We start from the raw sequence: 17,118 nt of genomic DNA on the forward strand, positions 1-17,118 counted from the left end.
ATGTCATTTGCTACTTCTCCCACTCCGGTTCCTAATCCCTGGCTACAGATTCTCTCTGCTTTAGAGAAAAAGGTGATTCGTCAGTCTTTCGAGACTTGGCTGAAGCCCACCCGATTCAGTCATGCCGCGGGTCGCACGCTCTATGTGCGCGTGCCTTCGCCGGAGTTTCAGCATATTGGAGATAAGTACGGGGATTTGATTCAGGAGGCGATTGACCTCCAGGCTCTGGATTTTGATGATGTGAGCTTTGTGACGGCCGAAGAGGACCCGTCGATTCCGCCGCAGCGCAGGGATGGAGGCTTCGGCCCGGTTCCAGCGCATGCGCCTACGGCACCGACGATTCCGGCTCCGATGCAGAAGAGTTTTGACTGGTCCAGCGCCGCACAGCTCAATCCGCGTTACACCTTCGATAATTTTGTGATTGGCAACGGCAACCAGTTTGCCCGCGCCGCCTCACTTGCGGTAGCCGAGCGGCCTTCGCGTGCCTACAATCCGTTGTTCCTGTATGGCGGTGTGGGTATGGGCAAGACCCATCTGATGCATGCCATCGGTCACGAGGTAAAGCGTCGCCAACCGGCTGCCAACATCTGCTACGCTTCGGCGGAAAAGTTCACCAACGAGATGATCACCAGTCTGCGGAATGATCGCATGACCAGCTTCCGTGATCGTTTCCGTTCGGTGGACGTTCTGCTGATCGACGATATTCAGTTCATCGCGCAGAAGGAACGTACGCAGGAAGAGTTCTTTCACACTTTCAATGCGCTGCACGAGAGCATGAAGCAGATTGTGATTGCTTCGGATCGTCCGCCGAAGGAACTGGCGGAGATCGAAGATCGTCTGCGTTCGCGCTTTGAGTGGGGCTTGATCGCCGACATTCAGCCGCCGGATCTGGAGACGAAGGTCGCCATTCTGCAGAAGAAGGCCGAGACCGAGCAGGTTCCGCTGCCTACCGATGTGGCCTTGTTTGTGGCTTCCAACGTGCGCACCAACGTGCGTGAGTTGGAAGGTGCGCTGGTGCGCCTGATCGCATGGTGCCAGCACAATCACATGGAGATCACCCTCGCCAATGCCCAGCAGTGCCTGAAGCAGTTCATTGACCTGCAGGTGCGCAAGGTGACCATTGAGGCGATTCAGCGTGCCGTGGCGGAGCAGTTCGGCATGCGCATCAGCGATCTGAAGCAGAAGAACAATTCGCGCAACGTGGTGGTCCCGCGCCAAATTGCGATGTACCTTGCCAAGCAGATGACCGAGGCCAGCTTGCCTGAAATCGGCCGCCAGTTTGGTAATAAACACCACACTACGGTGATGCACTCGATCGCCAAGATTGACGAACAGCGCCGTACAGACAAGGACCTGCACCGGACACTCAATAAATTGCAGGATCAACTGAACAGCTAAACCCCTCCTGATTGCCCAGTCTGTAACAACACCAAAAGGCCGCTTCCCCAAGCGGCCTTTTGGCGTTATAGAGCGAGTTATTTTCCGGCGGGCGCAATCAGCTCCACAAAGAGTTTTTCGAAGCGCGTGCGGTCCACGTCCAGTTGGGCATGGACCAGACGCACACCGGTCTGTGGCTTGGTGGCCTCGCTCCAGGTGAGCGTGTTGCCGTAGCTGGGGCCGTGGCTCAAATCCACGTCCATGTAGACCTGCGATTCGCGCGTAATGAGCGACGGATCGATCCAGGCAAGGGCGGCCAGCTCATCCCACATATAGGATTGCGGCTTACACCATTGCACAATGTAGCGGGCTGACGGCGTGTTGCTTTGGGCAATGCGGCCAAGCAACTGCTGGGTGAAGGGGGCCTGAATGGAGACGTCGACGGTGGTGACGTCGATGCGGGGCCAGTCGGCACGCAGGGCAATGTGGGCGGCTTCGGGATCAAACCAGAGGTTGAACTCATGGCGGGGGCTGGAGGCAAATTCCGGATCGTCGGTGCGCGGATTCAGGCTGGACCCCATCAGCACCAGGCCGCGGGTAAGCTGGGCGAATTCCGGATCAATGCGCAGGGCCAGCGCAATGTTGGTCAGCGGTCCGCCGGCGTAGATGGTCACCCTGTGGGGATGCGCATGCACCTGCCGGATGAGGAAGTGGACGGCGTCTTCGCTGAGGGGTTGGAGGGTGGGTTGGCCCTCGGGCAGCGGCCGCAAATGGCCGTCGGCAGTGGCGGGGTTCCATGCTCCCAGCCAGCCGGCCTTGCCGCTGAGGGCTTCATCCAGAATGGTTTCCGTCGCGGTGCGGACGAGCGGCAGGCTTGCGCCCTGGGCCACGGGAATATTGCTGTGGCCGGTTAGTTCCAGCATGCGCAGGGTGTGCAGGGTATTTTCATTACGCCAACCGTCGCCGGTGACTGTCGTAATGCCAAGCACTTCGACGGAAGGCGCTTGCAGCAGGGCCAGCATGGCCATCTGGTTGGTGGTGCCGGGACCAGTGGCGTCTTCATCGATCACGACCAGCCGTTTTTCCGCCTGCGCCAGACCTGCGCTGAGCATCAGCGCCAGAAACAAGGAAAAAGCTCTCATGGTCAGCTATTTTAGCGACCCATGAGAGCTTTTTCCTGGAGGAAAGAAGGAGTGTTGGCGTGAGGGATGCTGGCGTTTATCGCACTGCCAGCAGTCACTGCCCCTCGCAGTCCCTCAGGGGCTAAAGCCCCGTTGATTTTATTGCGTTTATTTGGCACGGCTGAAGCCGTGCCCTTTCAAAACCGAGCCCCAAGAGAGTTTTTCCGCAGCCTGTAAAGCCCTTCTCTTCTTGCAGCACTTGCGGCACGACTAAAGTCGTGCCCTGACGCGAGACACAAACGGCACGCGGCGTGAGACACACCTCTAGCGGCGGCTGAAGCGGGGCCGTTCCGGGGCCTTGACGGGTAGGTCGGCCTTGCCCTCGGGAAAGACGGCCAGAAAGCGGTCCTTGCCTTCGCCCTGCGAAACCGTTTCCACACCCTTGAGCTCGCGGAAGGCCATGTGTAGCAGGCGGCGTTCGCGGCTGTTCATCGGAGGGAAGGCGTAGGGAATGCCGGTTTTGATCACTTTTTCCGCAGCAATTTCGGCCTGCATGCGCAGTTCCTGGGCGCGTAGGGCCTTGAAGTTGCCGGAATCAAAGCTGACCAGGTCGTGTTCCCGCTGGTCCAGACGCAGAATCTGGGCGGCCACGGTTTCCAGCGCGCGCAGCAGTTCGCCGTTGTGCTGGGTGGTGAGAGGGGCATCAGGACCTCCCAGCTCCACATAGATCTGGCGAGCTTCCAGGCCTTCGGGATCATGGGCGCCATCGCCGGCAGTGATGCGGTATTTCAGCCGCATCCCCCCAAGCTTGTTGAGGTTGGAGAGAAAATTGGCAATTTTTTGGGCAGCAAGCTGCAGGTCGTCGATCGGCATAACTGATCAGTATCACAGACGAGGGCTGGGGCGCGACGGAGACGGGCGAAAAATCTCAGGGCAATCGCATTTGAAAGCCCGAGTGAACCATGCTAGGGACTTCCGCTTAGCGATCCGGTAGTAGAAGTTGATCCATAGGGGATGGATCAGCATGGGCCGAGCCGAAGTTGAAACGTTGGAACAATTTGCATCGTGCTGGGAGGGTCTTGAAGATCCCCGTCAGGGCAATGCGCGGTTGCATGATCTTCACGAGTTGCTTGTGATTGCATTGTGCTGTGTCCTTTGCGGGGGCCAAGGAGCCGTGGACATGGCTTTGTTTGCCGAGGCCAAAGAGCCGTTTTTACGCAGCATTCTGCAATTGGCAAACGGGCTTCCCAGCCATGACACCTTCAGTCGTCTGTTTCGCAATCTTGATCCAGAGCAATTTCGAGCCTCGTTTCAGCGCTTTATGGCGGAGTTTTCCGTACAGAGCACGGGCGTAGTGGCGATTGACGGCAAGGTGGCGCGACGATCATTTGATCGCGCCAGTGGCAAGTCTGCTTTGCACATGGTCTCTGCCTGGGGCTCAGAGCAGCGGTTGGTGCTCGGCCAGATCGCTACCGATGCCAAGTCGAATGAGATCACGGCGGTGCCCAAGCTGCTACAGATGCTGACACTGAAAGGTTCCATCGTCACCACGGACGCGCTGAACTGCCAGCGTGCGATTGCTGCGCAGATCATGGAGCAGGAGGGGGACTATGCGCTGGCACTAAGGAGACTCTGCACAAGTCCCAATACTGCATTCTGCTTGGATAAAATGATAAGTAGAGGGCAAGGGCGATGCGGCAACGAACACTGGCGTCACAAGCGAGTTTTGAGCAGTATGGTCGCAAGGGCAAGCGGGAGCTTTTTCTGGATCAGATGGAGCAAGTGGTGCCGTGGGCGGAGTTATTGGCGCTGGTTGAGCCTCATTATCCCAAGGCTGGCAACGGCCGCCAACCAGCAGGCTTGTCGATCATGCTCCGCACGTACTTCTTGCAGCAGTGGTTTGGTTTTTCAGACCCCGGAATGGAAGAAGCTTTCTATGATTCGCCCGCGTTGCGGCGCTTCGCCGGAGTTGATCTGGGCCGTGCCTCCGCGCCCGATGAAAGCACCATTCTGCGCTTCCGCCACCTGCTCGAAGAACATGAGTTATGCGGCCAGATACTCGATACGGTGAACCACTTTCTAGCCAGCCGGGGCATTCGCATCGGCACGGGAACCATCGTGGATGCAACGATTATCAACGCTCCGAGTTCGACGAAGAACTCGACCGGCAAGCGCGATCCTCAGATGCACCAGACCAGGAAGGGACAGCAATGGTACTTCGGCGCGAAAGCGCACCTTGGCGTTGATAGCAAGTCGGGCATTGTGCACTCAGTCGGCACCTCTGCGGCCAGCGTGGCGGACAAACATATGCTGCCTGACTTACTGCACGGCGCAGAGAAGAAAGTCTGGGGAGACGCAGACTATCAAGGACAAACCGAGGCAATTCATGCGGCCGCGCCCGGGGCGCAAGATATGACCAGCCGCCGCACCAAGTTCAAAAATTATGTAGACGAAGAAGCCAAGCGCAAAAATACGACCAAGGCCAGAGTTAGATCGAAGGTGGAGTGGTGTTTCCGCATTCTGAAGCGCGTTTTTGGATTTACCAAGGTGCGCTATCGTGGCTTAAGGAAGAACCACGAGTGGCTTTGCGCGGCCTTTGCCCTGGTTAACCTTTACCAAAATCGCAAACGGCTGGTCGCGCTGGGGGCGTAGTGTCTCTGGAGGCCGGAAAACGGCCTCCAGAGACAAAAAACAACCACGTAGAGCCCGCGCCTGGATGCAACTGAACCCGCAATTCTGGCTATAACTGCTTCCGAACCCATTGCATTGTAATTACACCGCAAAATCGTGGGTTGTGCAGAGGCTCCCTAAAGGAAAATCAGCCCTCGCTGTACGAGGATGTAGTGCTGCTACTCAACGATCCGGAAGCAAGCCAGAGCACGATGTTGCCAGTGGTCGAAGCCGATCATGGACGGATCGAAACGCGCACGGCTACCGTCTCCACCGAGGTGCAGTGGCTCAATGAACAGCATCAATGGCCCGGCCTGAAGGCGGTAGGCAAGGTGGTCCGGGTGCGGGAAACGAGCGAGAAAGTGAGCAAAGAAACAGCCTATTACCTGCTCAGTACGGCTCTCACACCGGAGCGCCTCAATGAGGTGACGCGGCAGCACTGGGGCGTGGAAAACAGCCTGCACTGGCGATTGGATGTAGTGATGAACGAAGACCAGGACCGGACTCGCATGGGCTACGGACCAGAGAATCTGGCAGTGCTGCGACATATGGCCATCAACGCCATGCAGAAGGAAGGATCAAAAGGCTCCCTGCGCGGAAAGTTCAAGCGTGCAGGCTGGGATGACGACTTCCTCTACCGGCTCCTGGAGATGTTTTGAAATGCGATTGCCCTGCGAAAAATCTCTACTCCAGCGGTGGTTACCGCTTAAGGAATGGACGGCAGGCAAGGGGTTGCGTGCGGCTGGAAAATGGCGCTATCGGCTATGCCCCATCGGCTATGATGGACAGGCAGGAAAATTTCCCCAATCTGGCAACTGCTGCAGGGAGAGACGAATGCCACTCCTTTTTCTACGAATCGTCGTGTTTCGTAGAACCTTGTTCCTATTGCGCGTTCTTGGATTGATCGCCCTGCTTCTGGCGATGTTTCTGCCCGTTTGCCGGGATCTTCAAGGACAGGTTTTTACCGGGGCGGCGTGTGCAAGCGCTTCGCTGCATGCGGTGGGGCCTCTGCTTGGCTTCCAGCCCTGGGCGTGGATGCTTTCCTGTACTTTGCTGCTGAATCTGCTGATGTGCGCCAGCCTCCTGCTGGGGTTGAGCGAGTACCACGCCAAGATCAAAATGGTGTTGGCGCTGCTGACGCTGGCGGCTCTGATGCTGTTGACCGTTTTTCTGGTTGTGGCCCATGCGCAGACGCTGCCGGGATTCTTCTTCTGGCTGGCGGCTATTGCGCTGATCGTCTTTCCCGCCGCTTTTTTCATTCCCGCACTCGAAGTCAAGTGAGCATTCCGCCCTTCGGGACGGGTTGCAGAGAAGCCTTTTCGGGCGCCTGGATGCTGTTTTTAGACTAGAGCCAACAAACACCGGAAAGAGGAGCGGAATGAGCCAGGATGCGATTGTGCTGAGCGTGGTTGAGGCGCGTGTGTTGGGGGCGTTGGTGGAGAAGGAAGTGACCACGCCGGAGTATTACCCGCTCTCGCTCAATGCATTGGTGAATGCGTGCAACCAGCGTTCCAATCGCGAACCGGTCATGAACCTGGACGAGGACGAGGTGCGTCAGGCGCTGCGCGGACTCAGCGACAACGGGCTGGCCGGAGCCGCGCGTTCCGATGGCCGTGTGGCCCGGTACGAGCACCATCTGGGCGAGGTCTTCAACTTTACCCGGGCTGAAACTGCTCTGATGACGGTGCTGTTACTGCGAGGTGCGCAAACTCCCGGTGAGTTGCGTGGCCGCACCGAGCGCCTGTTCAGCTTTGACGAGATCAGCGATGTGCTGGGCGGCTTGCAGAAGCTGGCGGAGCGCGATCCGGCGCTGGTGGCTTTGCTGCCGCGTCAGCCTGGAGCACGCGAGTCGCGCTATGCGCAACTACTCAGCGGTCCGGTGGAATCCGCCGTTGCGCAGGCAGGCAATGATTTTGCCGGGAACACGGAGCGAATTATTCCTCCAGCAATAGCCCCGGCAGCAGCATCGGCCTACGAAGAGCGCATTGCACAGCTGGAAGCCACGGTGGCTGAATTGCGCCAGCAATTCGAAGGCCTGCAGCAGAAGATCGATAGCCTTTTCGGCTAAAAAATTCAGAATTGCAGGACAGCAGCGCCACGGAAGCCGCTTCTGCAGGCAATAATTGCGGTTCATGGTAGAGTCCATCGCCATGGAGAACTGCATGCGCTGGCTCGTTACAAATCGCAATCTTGCCGACGATGGCTTTGGGCAGGATCAGGCGGAACTCACCTACTGGACCCTGCGCGCGCCCGATCTTCCCGTCGACGTAAAATCCAGTTGGCAGCAGCAAAGCCTCGATGACTTTCTGAATCTGCTGAAGACCGCAGCGGCCAGTTTTCCTGATCCGCGACTTGCCCCCAGCAATGCTCCCAGACACATTTGCCTGTTCGTCCACGGCTACAACGAGAGCTGGCAGGATGCTGCACTGCTCTACGAGAAGGTGGCCAGCGGCATCTTCGACGGCTTCGATGGACTGGGCGAGTTGATCAGCTTCGATTGGCCATCGGCAGGCTCGGTGCTTGGCTACCTGCCCGACCGTTGTGCCGCCCGCCAGACCGCCGACGACCTGACGGAGCTGCTTGAAAACCTTTATGACCACCAATTGCAGATGCAGAAGATTACGGCGGCCGATCCCACCCAGGCCTGCCGCGCCCAGACCTCGGCAATCGCCCACAGCATGGGCAACTACGCTCTGGCCTACGCTCTTTATCAGCTCTGGACCCGCAAAAACCGGCCCCTGCTGGTCAGCCTGTTGCAACAGGTGCTGATGGTGGCCGCCGACGTTGATAACGACCTCTTCTCCAGCGGCGAAAGCATCAGCAACGACTGTGGCGAGGGACTGGCCAACCTCTGCTACCGCATTACCGCCCTCTACACCGGACGCGATGCTGTTCTGGGCGCTTCCGCCGGGCTCAAGCACTTTGGCAAACGCCGCCTGGGCCGCGCCGGACTCGACCGTAGCCAGCCGCTGCCCGACAACGTTTGGGACGTGGACTGCAGCAACCTTCTGGATCCCAACGTCGACGGCTTGCAGATTCACTGCGAGTACTTTGAGTCGGGGGAAAAACGTTGCTACAACCTGATGCGCGCCCTGCTCTCGGGCGAAGATCGCACGTTGCTGCTACGCAGCGGTCTGGCCCCGGCTGCGCTGGCAAAAATTTGAAACCATCTCTTGCGTAGCGCCTCCCAAGGCTAGGCGATGAAAAACGAAACAAAATCCATGCAGGGATTGCAGGCAAAACCGGGAATTCCGCGTCTTTTTGCAGGCCTTTCCTACTCATGCCCGAATCGTCTGCAACCGATCTTTCATCCAAAGGGCGGTACACTGAGGGGGATAACTTCTTTTTCTAGACGGGAAGACTTCCCCAGGAGGATACATGTCGCAGAATCTATTGCAGCAGTTGCGCAAATTTACCGTGGTGGTGGCCGATACCGGCGACATCGAGGCCATGGAAAAGTTTCGTCCGCAGGACGCAACCACCAATCCCTCGCTGATTACCGCGGCAGCGCAGATGCCGCAGTACCAGCCGATCGTCGATGGCGTGCTGATGGAAGCCCGGCGTACGCTTGGCCCTCAGGCCGGTGAGCAGGCTGTGGCCAATCTGGCCTTCCAGCAGCTGGCCGTCGCCTTTGGCAAGAAGATTCTCGAAATCGTTCCGGGTCGCGTCTCCACTGAAGTGGACGCCCGCCTGAGCTACGATACTGCTGCCACTCTTGAGCAGGCCCGCGCCATCATCAAGCAGTATGATGCCGCTGGCATTGGCCGCGACCGCGTACTGATCAAGATTGCCGCCACCTGGGAAGGCATTCGCGCTGCGGAAGTGCTGGAAAAGGAAGGCATTCATTGCAACCTGACCCTGATCTTCGGCCTTCATCAGGCCATTGCCTGCGCTGAAGCCGGCGTTACCCTGATCTCGCCCTTCGTCGGCCGCATCCTCGACTGGTACAAAAAGGACACGGGCAAGGACTACCAGGGCGCGGAAGACCCCGGCGTGCGCTCGGTCACGCGCATCTACAACTACTTCAAGAAGTTCGGTTTCAAGACCCAGGTCATGGGAGCCAGCTTCCGCAATACCAGCGAAATCATCGAACTGGCCGGAAGCGATCTGCTGACCATCTCGCCCGCTTTGCTTGCGGAACTGGAAGCCACCGAAGCAACGCTTGAGCGCAAGCTCGATCCCAAGATTGCTGAAACGCAGAACATCGAGCGCATCGTCATGGACAAGGACGTCTTCGAGTTCATGCACGAAGGCGACCGCATGGCCACCGACAAGCTGAAGGAAGGCATCGACGGCTTTGCCGCCGCCCTCGTCAAGCTGGAAGCCCTGCTGGCCGTCCGCCTGGAAATGATCGAGTTGAAGGCCAAGGCGTAAGCCAGCCTGCAACCAGAAAAGCTGAATGGGCAGCCCAGGCGGGCTGCCCGTTTTGTTGTCCTAAAGAGCTTGCGCCAGCTCTCCGTTCCCAGAAATCGTAGCTCTCCAAATCCCCTGAATCCTCCGATGAATCAGCGCATCAGATAATTGCCTGTTTAAACGACTATTTCCGGCAAGACTTTCTCGCGCCGGTCCTGGAGGATTCAACCATGAGCACTATCTCTTCCCGTCAGCCCGCAATCTTTCTGCCCCATGGCGGCGGTCCCTGCTTCTTCATGGATTGGAGCTGGGGCCCGGCCAACACATGGGACAAAACCCGCAGCTTTCTGGAGAATTTGGCAAGTACGCTGCCCGAGCCGCCCCGCGCTCTGCTGGTGGTGACGGCCCACTGGGAGGAAGCAGCAATTACGGCCAGCGCCGCCGCGCAGCCGGATCTGATCTACGACTACAACGGTTTTCCTGCCCACACCTATGAACTGAGCTGGCCCGCGCCCGGTGAGCCCGCACTCGCTGCCCGCGCCGTGGAACTGCTGCAGAACGCAGGTCTGCCTGCCAACCTCAGCCCGGACCGTGGCTTCGACCATGGCGTTTTTGTGCCCATGAAGGTGGCCTTCCCTGAGGCAAAAATCCCCACTGTCTCGCTTTCGCTGGCGGCCAGTCTTGACCCAGCTCTGCATCAGGCCGTTGGACGCGCCCTTGCCCCACTGCGGGACGAAGGTGTGCTCATTGTGGCCAGTGGAATGAGCTTTCATAACCTGCGGGCTTACCTGCAACCGGCAACCACCCCACGGGCCGAAGATTTTGACGCCTGGCTTACCACCGCCATCGAGCAGCCGGGGGAGGAGCGTACGCGCCTGCTGAACGGCTGGCGGAATGCTCCCGCTGCGAGCTTTGCGCATCCGCGTGAGGAACACCTTCTCCCGCTCATGGTGGCGGCAGGCGCCGGTGGAGAAGCCCCCGGTCGTCGCATCTTTCACGATCAGCCCATGGGCGCGGCCCTGAGCGCCTATCGTTTTGACTAAGCTGCCCAAGGTACATCCCGCTCAGGCCAGAAAGTCTGGCCTGGGCTTTTTGCTGTCGCTGATCTCACCGACAAAGCTGTCTGTTCTCGCCAGAGACTTCATGCGGAAGTTCTACCGTTGCGAAACTTCCCAGGGGTGAGGAGAATTCACCTCGGAATCTGCAATTTTTCGCGGCACCGTCAGGAAATTGATCCAGCCCTTTTTGTGTCACGCACTTATCCCCAAACGGCACTGCTGAAGCCCCTTCCAGCAGCAAAAAATCAAAATTGCGCACGACTATAATCGAACCGATGGAAAACAGTCTTCCCCAAGTCGAATCCTCTGCTTCTGCCCCGGAAGAAAAACTGGCCGCTCTGGAAGCGCAGTTGGCGCGTGTTCCGCGCCTGATGGTGGCCTACTCGGGGGGCGTGGATTCGGCCTTTCTGGCCGCTGTGGCATGGCGTTTGCTGGGTGACCGCATGTTGGCTGTACTGGCCGATTCGCCCAGTCTGGCTCGTCGCGAGCTGGCCGAAGCGCAGGAATTTGCCGCTCTGCAGGGCTTTCCGCTGGAGATCATCGCTACCGAAGAGCTAAGCAAGCCGGAGTACGCCCGCAACGACGCCAACCGTTGCTTCCACTGCAAGGACACGCTCTTTGCCGCCATGGAAGCGCTCGGCGTTGCGCGCGGATTTGCGGCCATCGCCTACGGGCTTAACACCGACGATACCAAAGACTATCGTCCCGGCCAGCGTGCCGCCACCCAGCATCAGGTGCTGGCACCGCTTGCCCAGTCTGGCATGACCAAAAACGATGTGCGCCTGCTCAGCCGTGCCGCCGGATTCAAGCTTTGGGATCGCCCCGCCGCGCCCTGCCTGGCCTCGCGCATCGAGTATGGCCGCGCGGTCACACGCGAAGCTCTGGCCCAGGTGGAGCAGGGTGAGGAGTTTCTGCGCTCGCTTGGCTTCCGCGAATTCCGCGTGCGGCACCACGGCAGTCTGGCGCGCATTGAGATTGCCCGCACGGAACTGGAACGTGCGCTCTCGCTGGAAGTCTTCGACAAAATCTCCGCGGGCCTGAAGGCGGCGGGCTTCGAGTTTGTCTCGCTCGATTGCTCCGGCTTCCGCTCCGGCTCGCTCAACGCATTGTTGCCCGTCGAGGTGCTTATCACCGGCGGTGCGACGGAACTTCCCCGATAGAGTCCTTCATGCGAATTGGTTCCCTCGAATGTTTCTCGGGCATCAGCGGCGACATGCTGCTGGGCGCCCTCGTCGATGCTGGTGTGCCCTTTGAGCTGCTGGATGAAACCGCCCGCTCGCTCAACGTTGGCGCGCATCTGGCTGCATACAAAGTCATGCGCGGCGGTCTTTCCGCCACCAAGGTGGACGTGCTCACCGCAGAGAACGCACCTGCGGAAGCCGAGCATCCTCACGGCCACGAACATGCGCACGCACATACGCACGAGCACAGCCATGAGCACTCCCATGAACAGGAAGATGCGCATGGGTATGAATACAGCCACGAATACACGCACGATCATGAGAGTTTGCAGGAGCATACGCACGCGCACGCGGAACACACGCATGCGCCGCATCGCCATCTGAGCACCATTCTGCAGATCATCGCCGATGCGCCGCTCTCGGAGTTCGTGAAAACCCTCTCCAACCGCGCCTTTCAGCTGTTGGGCGAGGCCGAAGCCTCCATTCACTCCATCCCCGTGGAGAAGGTGCATTTTCACGAGGTTGGTGCGGTCGATACCATCGTCGATCTGGTCTGCACCGCAGCGGGCGTGGAGTGGCTCAAGGTGGATCGCTGGATCAGTTCGCCGCTGAACGTGGGCAGCGGTACGGTCAAATGCCAGCACGGCACATTGCCAGTGCCCGCGCCTGCCACACTCGCGCTGATTGCAGATGCGCCCATCTACAGCGCCGGTTCCGCTATGGAGCGCGTGACGCCCACCGGAGCAACCGTGCTGCGCATGCTCGATGTTCACTATGAAGAGCTGCCTGCCGTGCGCGTCGTGCTCAAGGGCTACGGCGCGGGTGGCCGCGATGTGCCGGGTGAGCCTAATCTGCTGCGTTTTCTGGTGGGAGAAGTGGAAGAGAAAAAGTCCACGAGCTCTGCCAGCGAACCCATCGCCGTTCTCACCACGGTGATCGACGATTCCAATCCGCAGGTGCTGGCCTATGTGAGTGAGCGACTGCTGGAAGCGGGCGCATGGGACGTTTATCGCGTGGCTGTGCAGATGAAGAAGGGCCGCACGGGCGTGGAGCTGACCGTGCTCAGCCGTCCTGATCTGATCCCGGTGCTCGAAGAAATTCTCTTCCGCGAAACCACCACGATTGGCCTGCACTGGCGCGTGGAAAACAAGAGCGCGCTCAAGCGGGAGTTTGTGGAAGTTACAACGCAATGGGGCGCGGTGCACATCAAGATTGCCCGCCTCGGCTCCGGCAAGATCGCCAATGCGTCGCCCGAGTTTGAGGACTGCCGTAAGCTGGCCCTGGCGCAGAAGATTCCGCTCAAGCAAGTGATGAGCGCCGCCCTGCGGGCCTTTGCCGCAAGCACCACGGAGGAAGTCTGATGGATCCGGCCGCGATTGAAGCACTTTTGAAGGACGTGCGCGAGGGCCATACCGACGTAGCTTCCGCTATGGACAAGCTGCGCGATCTGCCCTTTGAAGATATGGGATTTGCCAAGATTGATCATCACCGCACCCTGCGCACTGGCATGCCAGAGGTGATCTACGCAGCAGGCAAAACCGTTGATCAGGTGGCCAGCATCTTTGCCCGCATGGCCAAGGCTGGTGGCAACGTACTGGCTACGCGGGCCTCGCAGGAGGCTTATGCTGCGGTGGCCGCCGTTGAGCCGCGCGCCATCTATCACGAACAGGCTCGCGCCATCACCCTGGAGCAGGCCGCTGCTCCGGCAGGCAAGGGAACCATCGCCGTGGTCTGCGCTGGAACCAGTGATCTGCCGGTAGCCGAAGAGGCCGCTGTAACGGCCCGCATCATGGGCAATACGGTCGAGCTGATCGCGGATGTGGGCGTGGCCGGCATTCATCGTCTGCTGGCCCAGCAGCACGCGCTCAAGCATGCGCGGGTGCTCATTGTCTGCGCTGGCATGGAGGGCGCACTGCCTACGGTCGTGGGTGGCATGGTGCATGCGCCGGTGCTGGCCGTACCCACCAGCGTGGGCTACGGAGCATCCTTTGGTGGAATCGCCGCGCTGCTGGGCATGTTGAACACCTGCTCGCCCAATGTTTCGGTGGTCAACATTGACAATGGTTTTGGCGCAGCTTCTATGGCTTCGCTGATCAATCATCTGTAGCTTGCGCTTTCCAGACGACATCTACCGCTCTAATGTGTGGAAGGGCCGGATGGCGTCAGCGTGCAGCCCGCCGGTGCATTCACTGGATTGCAGCGCATGGCAGCCGCACCGGGTAACTCAACCTTGTAGTGGCCCTCCCACGGGGCTGGTTCGCTGGCCGGATAGTCGGTGCTGAGCATCTGTGCGCCGCTCAGGATCATGACGTCGCGGCGGGATGTCTGGTTGGCGCGGGCCTCGCGCGTGTCGGAGTCGGTGCGGGTGCGCACCAGATAGCCCTGACGAACCAGTTGGGCAATCTCCTCGGTGGGTCCATCGTTGCGCTCGATAAATGCCGCATCCGGCTCACCCGGTGTGGCATTGGTGAATAGCACACGTCCCTGCAGCGACGGATGGCCTGCCAGATAAACCGGACCCATCGGCCGCTGGTCCATCAGGAAGATCACCTTGCTGCGCGCGGATTTGAGCGTAGGCCAGTTCCCGGCCAGCACCGCCTGATTCAGCGTCTTGTAGGGGCCCCGCACCTGGTCGGGAGTGATCAGCTCTTGGGTCGAAAATACGGAGCGGATCTCGGCGTCCAGTGCGTCGAAGACCGCAGGGGTAAACGCCTCTGGAACTACCTGCTGAATGCCTGGAATTGGCTTGCTCTGCTTGGTTTCAACCAGAATGAAGACGGGATCTGCTGCGGGATGTGCCTTGACCCATGTGCGCACTTCGGCCAGGCAGGCCACAAAGGGCTGGCAGGTGCTGCGGTAGTCCAGATCCTGCATATGCAGTACCTTGAATCCAGGCTTCTTCATGAGGCCTTCGGGATCGAAATTCGCATCTGCGGGCAGACCGGCAGCGGCCACCATCCTGGGACCGGCCGGGTTGGCGAAGAGCCCACCCTGACTGTCGGCAAAGATGTCGAGCTCGATCTGGCGGATGCCGCTGTCCAACTGCGCGGTGAGCGAAGGGTGGCTGTATTCCAGTCCCTTGAATGCTTCGGCATTCTTGGTCTTCCAGAGAGATGCCTCGTTGGGGGCGATGCCGGCATGGTAACTGTTGTGTGTACCAATGATCTGGATCTGGTTCAGGTGTGGTTCATTGAGGGCGGAGGTTTGTGCTACCGCCGCTACAGCCAGGCAACTTAGAGCCAAATCGGCCCAAAAAATAGAGAAAAAACGCATGGAAGCTCTCCCGGACAGGGTGCTGTCCCAACCAGCCTATCGCACGCTCCCATGGACCTGGATCAATGGTGTATTGCACGGGTGAAAAAATATGCCCGGTTTTTGAGACAATGGAAGACGATGCTCTCCCTTAAGAACGCTGGCAAACGATTCGGCCCTCGGGTGCTGTTCACCGAGGCCAACTGGCTGATCCGTCCCAAGGAAAAAACCGCTCTGGTGGGCGCCAACGGCTGTGGCAAGTCCACGCTGATGAAGGTGCTGGCCGGCCGTGAGTCGCTGGACTACGGCAACCTGGAGCAGACTCGTGGGATGAGCATTGGCTATCTGCAGCAGGAAGGCCTGCAGATGACGGGTCGCACCATCTTTGAGGAGTGCCTGACCGTTTTTGACGAGCTACGCTCACTCGAACGCGAGGCTGAAGAGCTGGCCGCGCGGCTCAGCGAACTGGAGCACGGCACGGCGGAGTACGACGCCACGGCCGAGCGCTATGGACTGGCGCAAGAGCGCTTTCACGCCCTCGACGGCTACGCGCTTGATGCGCAGGTAGGCTCCGTGCTGACCGGTCTTGGCTTTGGCAAACAGGATTGGACCCGCCACACCGACGAGTTTTCCGGCGGCTGGCAGATGCGCATCGCCCTCGCCAAGCTGTTGCTGGCCCGGCCCAATCTGCTGCTGCTCGACGAGCCGACCAACCACCTCGATCTGGAAACCCGCAACTGGCTGGAAGAGTACCTGAAGAACTATCCGTTCGGCTACGTGCTTATCTCGCATGACCGCTACTTCCTAGACGTGACGGTTGATCGCACCGTCGAAATCTGGAACAAGCGTCTGACCATCTTCCAGGGCAATTACGCCAAATATTTATCGCAAAAAGACGAGCGCCGCGAACAGATGATGAGCGCCTATCGCAACCAGCGCGAGCAGATCGAGCATCTGGAGGCCTTCATCGGCCGCTTTCGCGCCCAGGCCACCAAGGCCAAGCAGGTGCAGTCGCGCATCAAGGAGCTGGAAAAGATCGAGCGCATTGAGGTGCCCGAGGAAGAGCCCATCATTCACTTCAACTTTCCTCAGCCGCCGCCGTCTGGCCGCACCGTGGTCGAGGCTGAAGGTCTGTCGAAGAGCTACGACGAAAAGCAGATTCTCAAGGATGTGCGCTTTACCATCGAGCGCGGTGACCGCGTGGCGCTGGTGGGCATCAACGGCGCGGGCAAATCCACGCTTATTAAGTTGCTGATCGGCGACGAGCAACCGACTTCAGGCCAGATCAAGCTCGGCCACAATGTGCTGCCCGAATACTTCGCGCAGGATCAGTACAAGGTGCTCGACGCTGAGTCGCGCATGCTCGACGATCTGAGTCGCGCCGCGCTCAAGGTGCCCGATGCTGAACTGCGCTCGTTGCTGGGCTGCTTTCTGTTCACGGGCGATGACGTCTTCAAGTCGCTCGGCGTACTATCAGGCGGCGAACGCAACCGCTACGCGCTCGCCCGCATTCTGGTCTCGCCCTCGAATTTCCTGTTGCTCGATGAGCCGACAAACCACCTGGACATGCGCGCCAAAGACGTGCTGCTGGACGCCATCGCAGCCTTCAGCGGAACAGTGGTTTTTGTAAGCCACGACCGCTACTTTATCGACCGTCTTGCCACGCGTGTGCTTGAGATCAACAACGGCTCCATCATTGCCTATGAAGGCAACTATGAGGACTACCAGCGCCGTAAGGAGGCCGAGGCTCTGGCAGGCTCTGGCAGCGTAGCGGCTTCGTCCATTCCGTCCTCCACGCCCGTGCAGAACAAGCAGGAATCCGCAGTGACCGTCGAGCCGGAAGCCGGACAGCCAAAGGAAAGACGCCGCCTGAACCCGATCAAGCAGAAGCAGATGGAAGAGCGCTGCGCCTTTCTGGAAGAGGAAGTCCCGCGCATCGAAGCGGCCATTGTCTCCACCGAGCAGCAGCTTGGCGTTTTCGTTTCTGCAGAAGAGACACAACGTCTGACTGAACTGACTGCGGATCTTCGCGGGCAGCTGGACGCTCTGACCGCGGAATGGGAAGATCTTATGGTCCAGCTTGAATCATAAAATCGTTAAGTCACT

14 protein-coding genes and 2 pseudogenes are annotated in these 17,118 nt (G+C 59.3%); 13 read left to right on the plus strand and 3 right to left on the minus strand.

The features are described 5' to 3' along the window. The gene (dnaA, locus tag ACOBR2_RS00005) at positions 1 to 1,398 is read left to right on the plus strand and encodes a chromosomal replication initiator protein DnaA (RefSeq protein WP_420238028.1); all 1,398 of its coding nucleotides are present in this window, start codon (positions 1 to 3) and stop codon (positions 1,396 to 1,398) included. A gap of 77 nt (positions 1,399 to 1,475) precedes the next feature. On the opposite strand, the gene ACOBR2_RS00010 is transcribed toward dnaA, so the two are convergent. After that, entirely contained in the window at positions 1,476 to 2,519 is a 1,044-nt protein-coding gene (locus tag ACOBR2_RS00010; protein WP_420238029.1) for a nucleoside hydrolase, read from the minus strand. A gap of 303 nt (positions 2,520 to 2,822) precedes the next feature. After that, positions 2,823 to 3,371: a protein jag gene (locus ACOBR2_RS00015; protein WP_420238030.1), complete on the minus strand. Its 549-nt coding sequence runs from the start codon at positions 3,369 to 3,371 to the stop codon at positions 2,823 to 2,825. Between the two features lie 175 nt (positions 3,372 to 3,546). Between ACOBR2_RS00015 and ACOBR2_RS00020 the strand changes: the two are divergent. From ACOBR2_RS00020 to larB, 11 genes and pseudogenes are all read left to right on the plus strand, one after another. Further along, positions 3,547 to 4,125, plus strand: a pseudogene (locus tag ACOBR2_RS00020) (ISAs1 family transposase); the annotation flags it as partial. Between the two features lie 65 nt (positions 4,126 to 4,190). Beyond that, positions 4,191 to 5,150 (plus strand): IS5 family transposase, encoded by a 960-nt coding sequence (locus ACOBR2_RS00025; protein ID WP_420238031.1) that lies wholly within the window; start codon positions 4,191 to 4,193, stop codon positions 5,148 to 5,150. A 152-nt stretch (positions 5,151 to 5,302) separates the two neighbouring features. Beyond that, positions 5,303 to 5,827 (plus strand): annotated as a pseudogene (locus ACOBR2_RS00030) (ISAs1 family transposase); the annotation flags it as partial. Next, positions 5,790 to 6,449, plus strand: coding sequence for a hypothetical protein (locus tag ACOBR2_RS00035; protein WP_420238032.1), 660 nt, complete (start codon positions 5,790 to 5,792; stop codon positions 6,447 to 6,449). The pseudogene ACOBR2_RS00030 and the gene ACOBR2_RS00035, both read left to right, overlap by 38 nt. A 97-nt stretch (positions 6,450 to 6,546) precedes the next feature. Next, a complete protein-coding gene (locus ACOBR2_RS00040) occupies positions 6,547 to 7,236 on the plus strand; it encodes a YceH family protein (RefSeq protein ID WP_420238033.1) in 690 nt (229 codons plus the stop codon). Between the two features lie 64 nt (positions 7,237 to 7,300). Beyond that, entirely contained in the window at positions 7,301 to 8,332 is a 1,032-nt protein-coding gene (locus ACOBR2_RS00045) for an alpha/beta hydrolase (protein ID WP_420238034.1), read from the plus strand. 214 nt (positions 8,333 to 8,546) lie between these two features. Continuing rightward, complete coding sequence (locus ACOBR2_RS00050; protein ID WP_420238035.1) at positions 8,547 to 9,542, plus strand: transaldolase; 996 nt, start codon at positions 8,547 to 8,549, stop codon at positions 9,540 to 9,542. A gap of 209 nt (positions 9,543 to 9,751) precedes the next feature. Beyond that, positions 9,752 to 10,564 (plus strand): DODA-type extradiol aromatic ring-opening family dioxygenase, encoded by an 813-nt coding sequence (locus tag ACOBR2_RS00055; protein ID WP_420238036.1) that lies wholly within the window; start codon positions 9,752 to 9,754, stop codon positions 10,562 to 10,564. A 290-nt stretch (positions 10,565 to 10,854) separates the two neighbouring features. After that, positions 10,855 to 11,739: an ATP-dependent sacrificial sulfur transferase LarE gene (gene larE, locus ACOBR2_RS00060; protein WP_420238037.1), complete on the plus strand. Its 885-nt coding sequence runs from the start codon at positions 10,855 to 10,857 to the stop codon at positions 11,737 to 11,739. 8 nt (positions 11,740 to 11,747) lie between these two features. After that, complete coding sequence (gene larC / locus ACOBR2_RS00065; protein ID WP_420238038.1) at positions 11,748 to 13,121, plus strand: nickel pincer cofactor biosynthesis protein LarC; 1,374 nt, start codon at positions 11,748 to 11,750, stop codon at positions 13,119 to 13,121. After that, positions 13,121 to 13,867 (plus strand): nickel pincer cofactor biosynthesis protein LarB, encoded by a 747-nt coding sequence (gene larB / locus ACOBR2_RS00070; protein WP_420238039.1) that lies wholly within the window; start codon positions 13,121 to 13,123, stop codon positions 13,865 to 13,867. Before larC ends, larB begins: the two co-directional genes overlap by 1 nt. A 29-nt stretch (positions 13,868 to 13,896) precedes the next feature. On the opposite strand, the gene ACOBR2_RS00075 is transcribed toward larB, so the two are convergent. Further along, positions 13,897 to 15,033 carry a phosphatidylinositol-specific phospholipase C1-like protein gene (locus ACOBR2_RS00075; RefSeq protein WP_420238040.1) on the minus strand — a complete coding sequence of 379 codons (1,137 nt, stop codon included), beginning with the start codon at positions 15,031 to 15,033 and terminating at the stop codon, positions 13,897 to 13,899. A gap of 120 nt (positions 15,034 to 15,153) precedes the next feature. On the opposite strand from ACOBR2_RS00075, the gene ACOBR2_RS00080 reads away from it, so the two are divergent. Beyond that, positions 15,154 to 17,103 carry an ABC-F family ATP-binding cassette domain-containing protein gene (locus ACOBR2_RS00080; RefSeq protein ID WP_420238041.1) on the plus strand — a complete coding sequence of 650 codons (1,950 nt, stop codon included), beginning with the start codon at positions 15,154 to 15,156 and terminating at the stop codon, positions 17,101 to 17,103. The last annotated feature ends 15 nt before the right edge of the window (positions 17,104 to 17,118 follow it).

This window comes from Telmatobacter bradus (assembly GCF_048629425.1).
Classification (GTDB): Bacteria; Acidobacteriota; Terriglobia; order Terriglobales; family Acidobacteriaceae; genus Telmatobacter; species Telmatobacter bradus.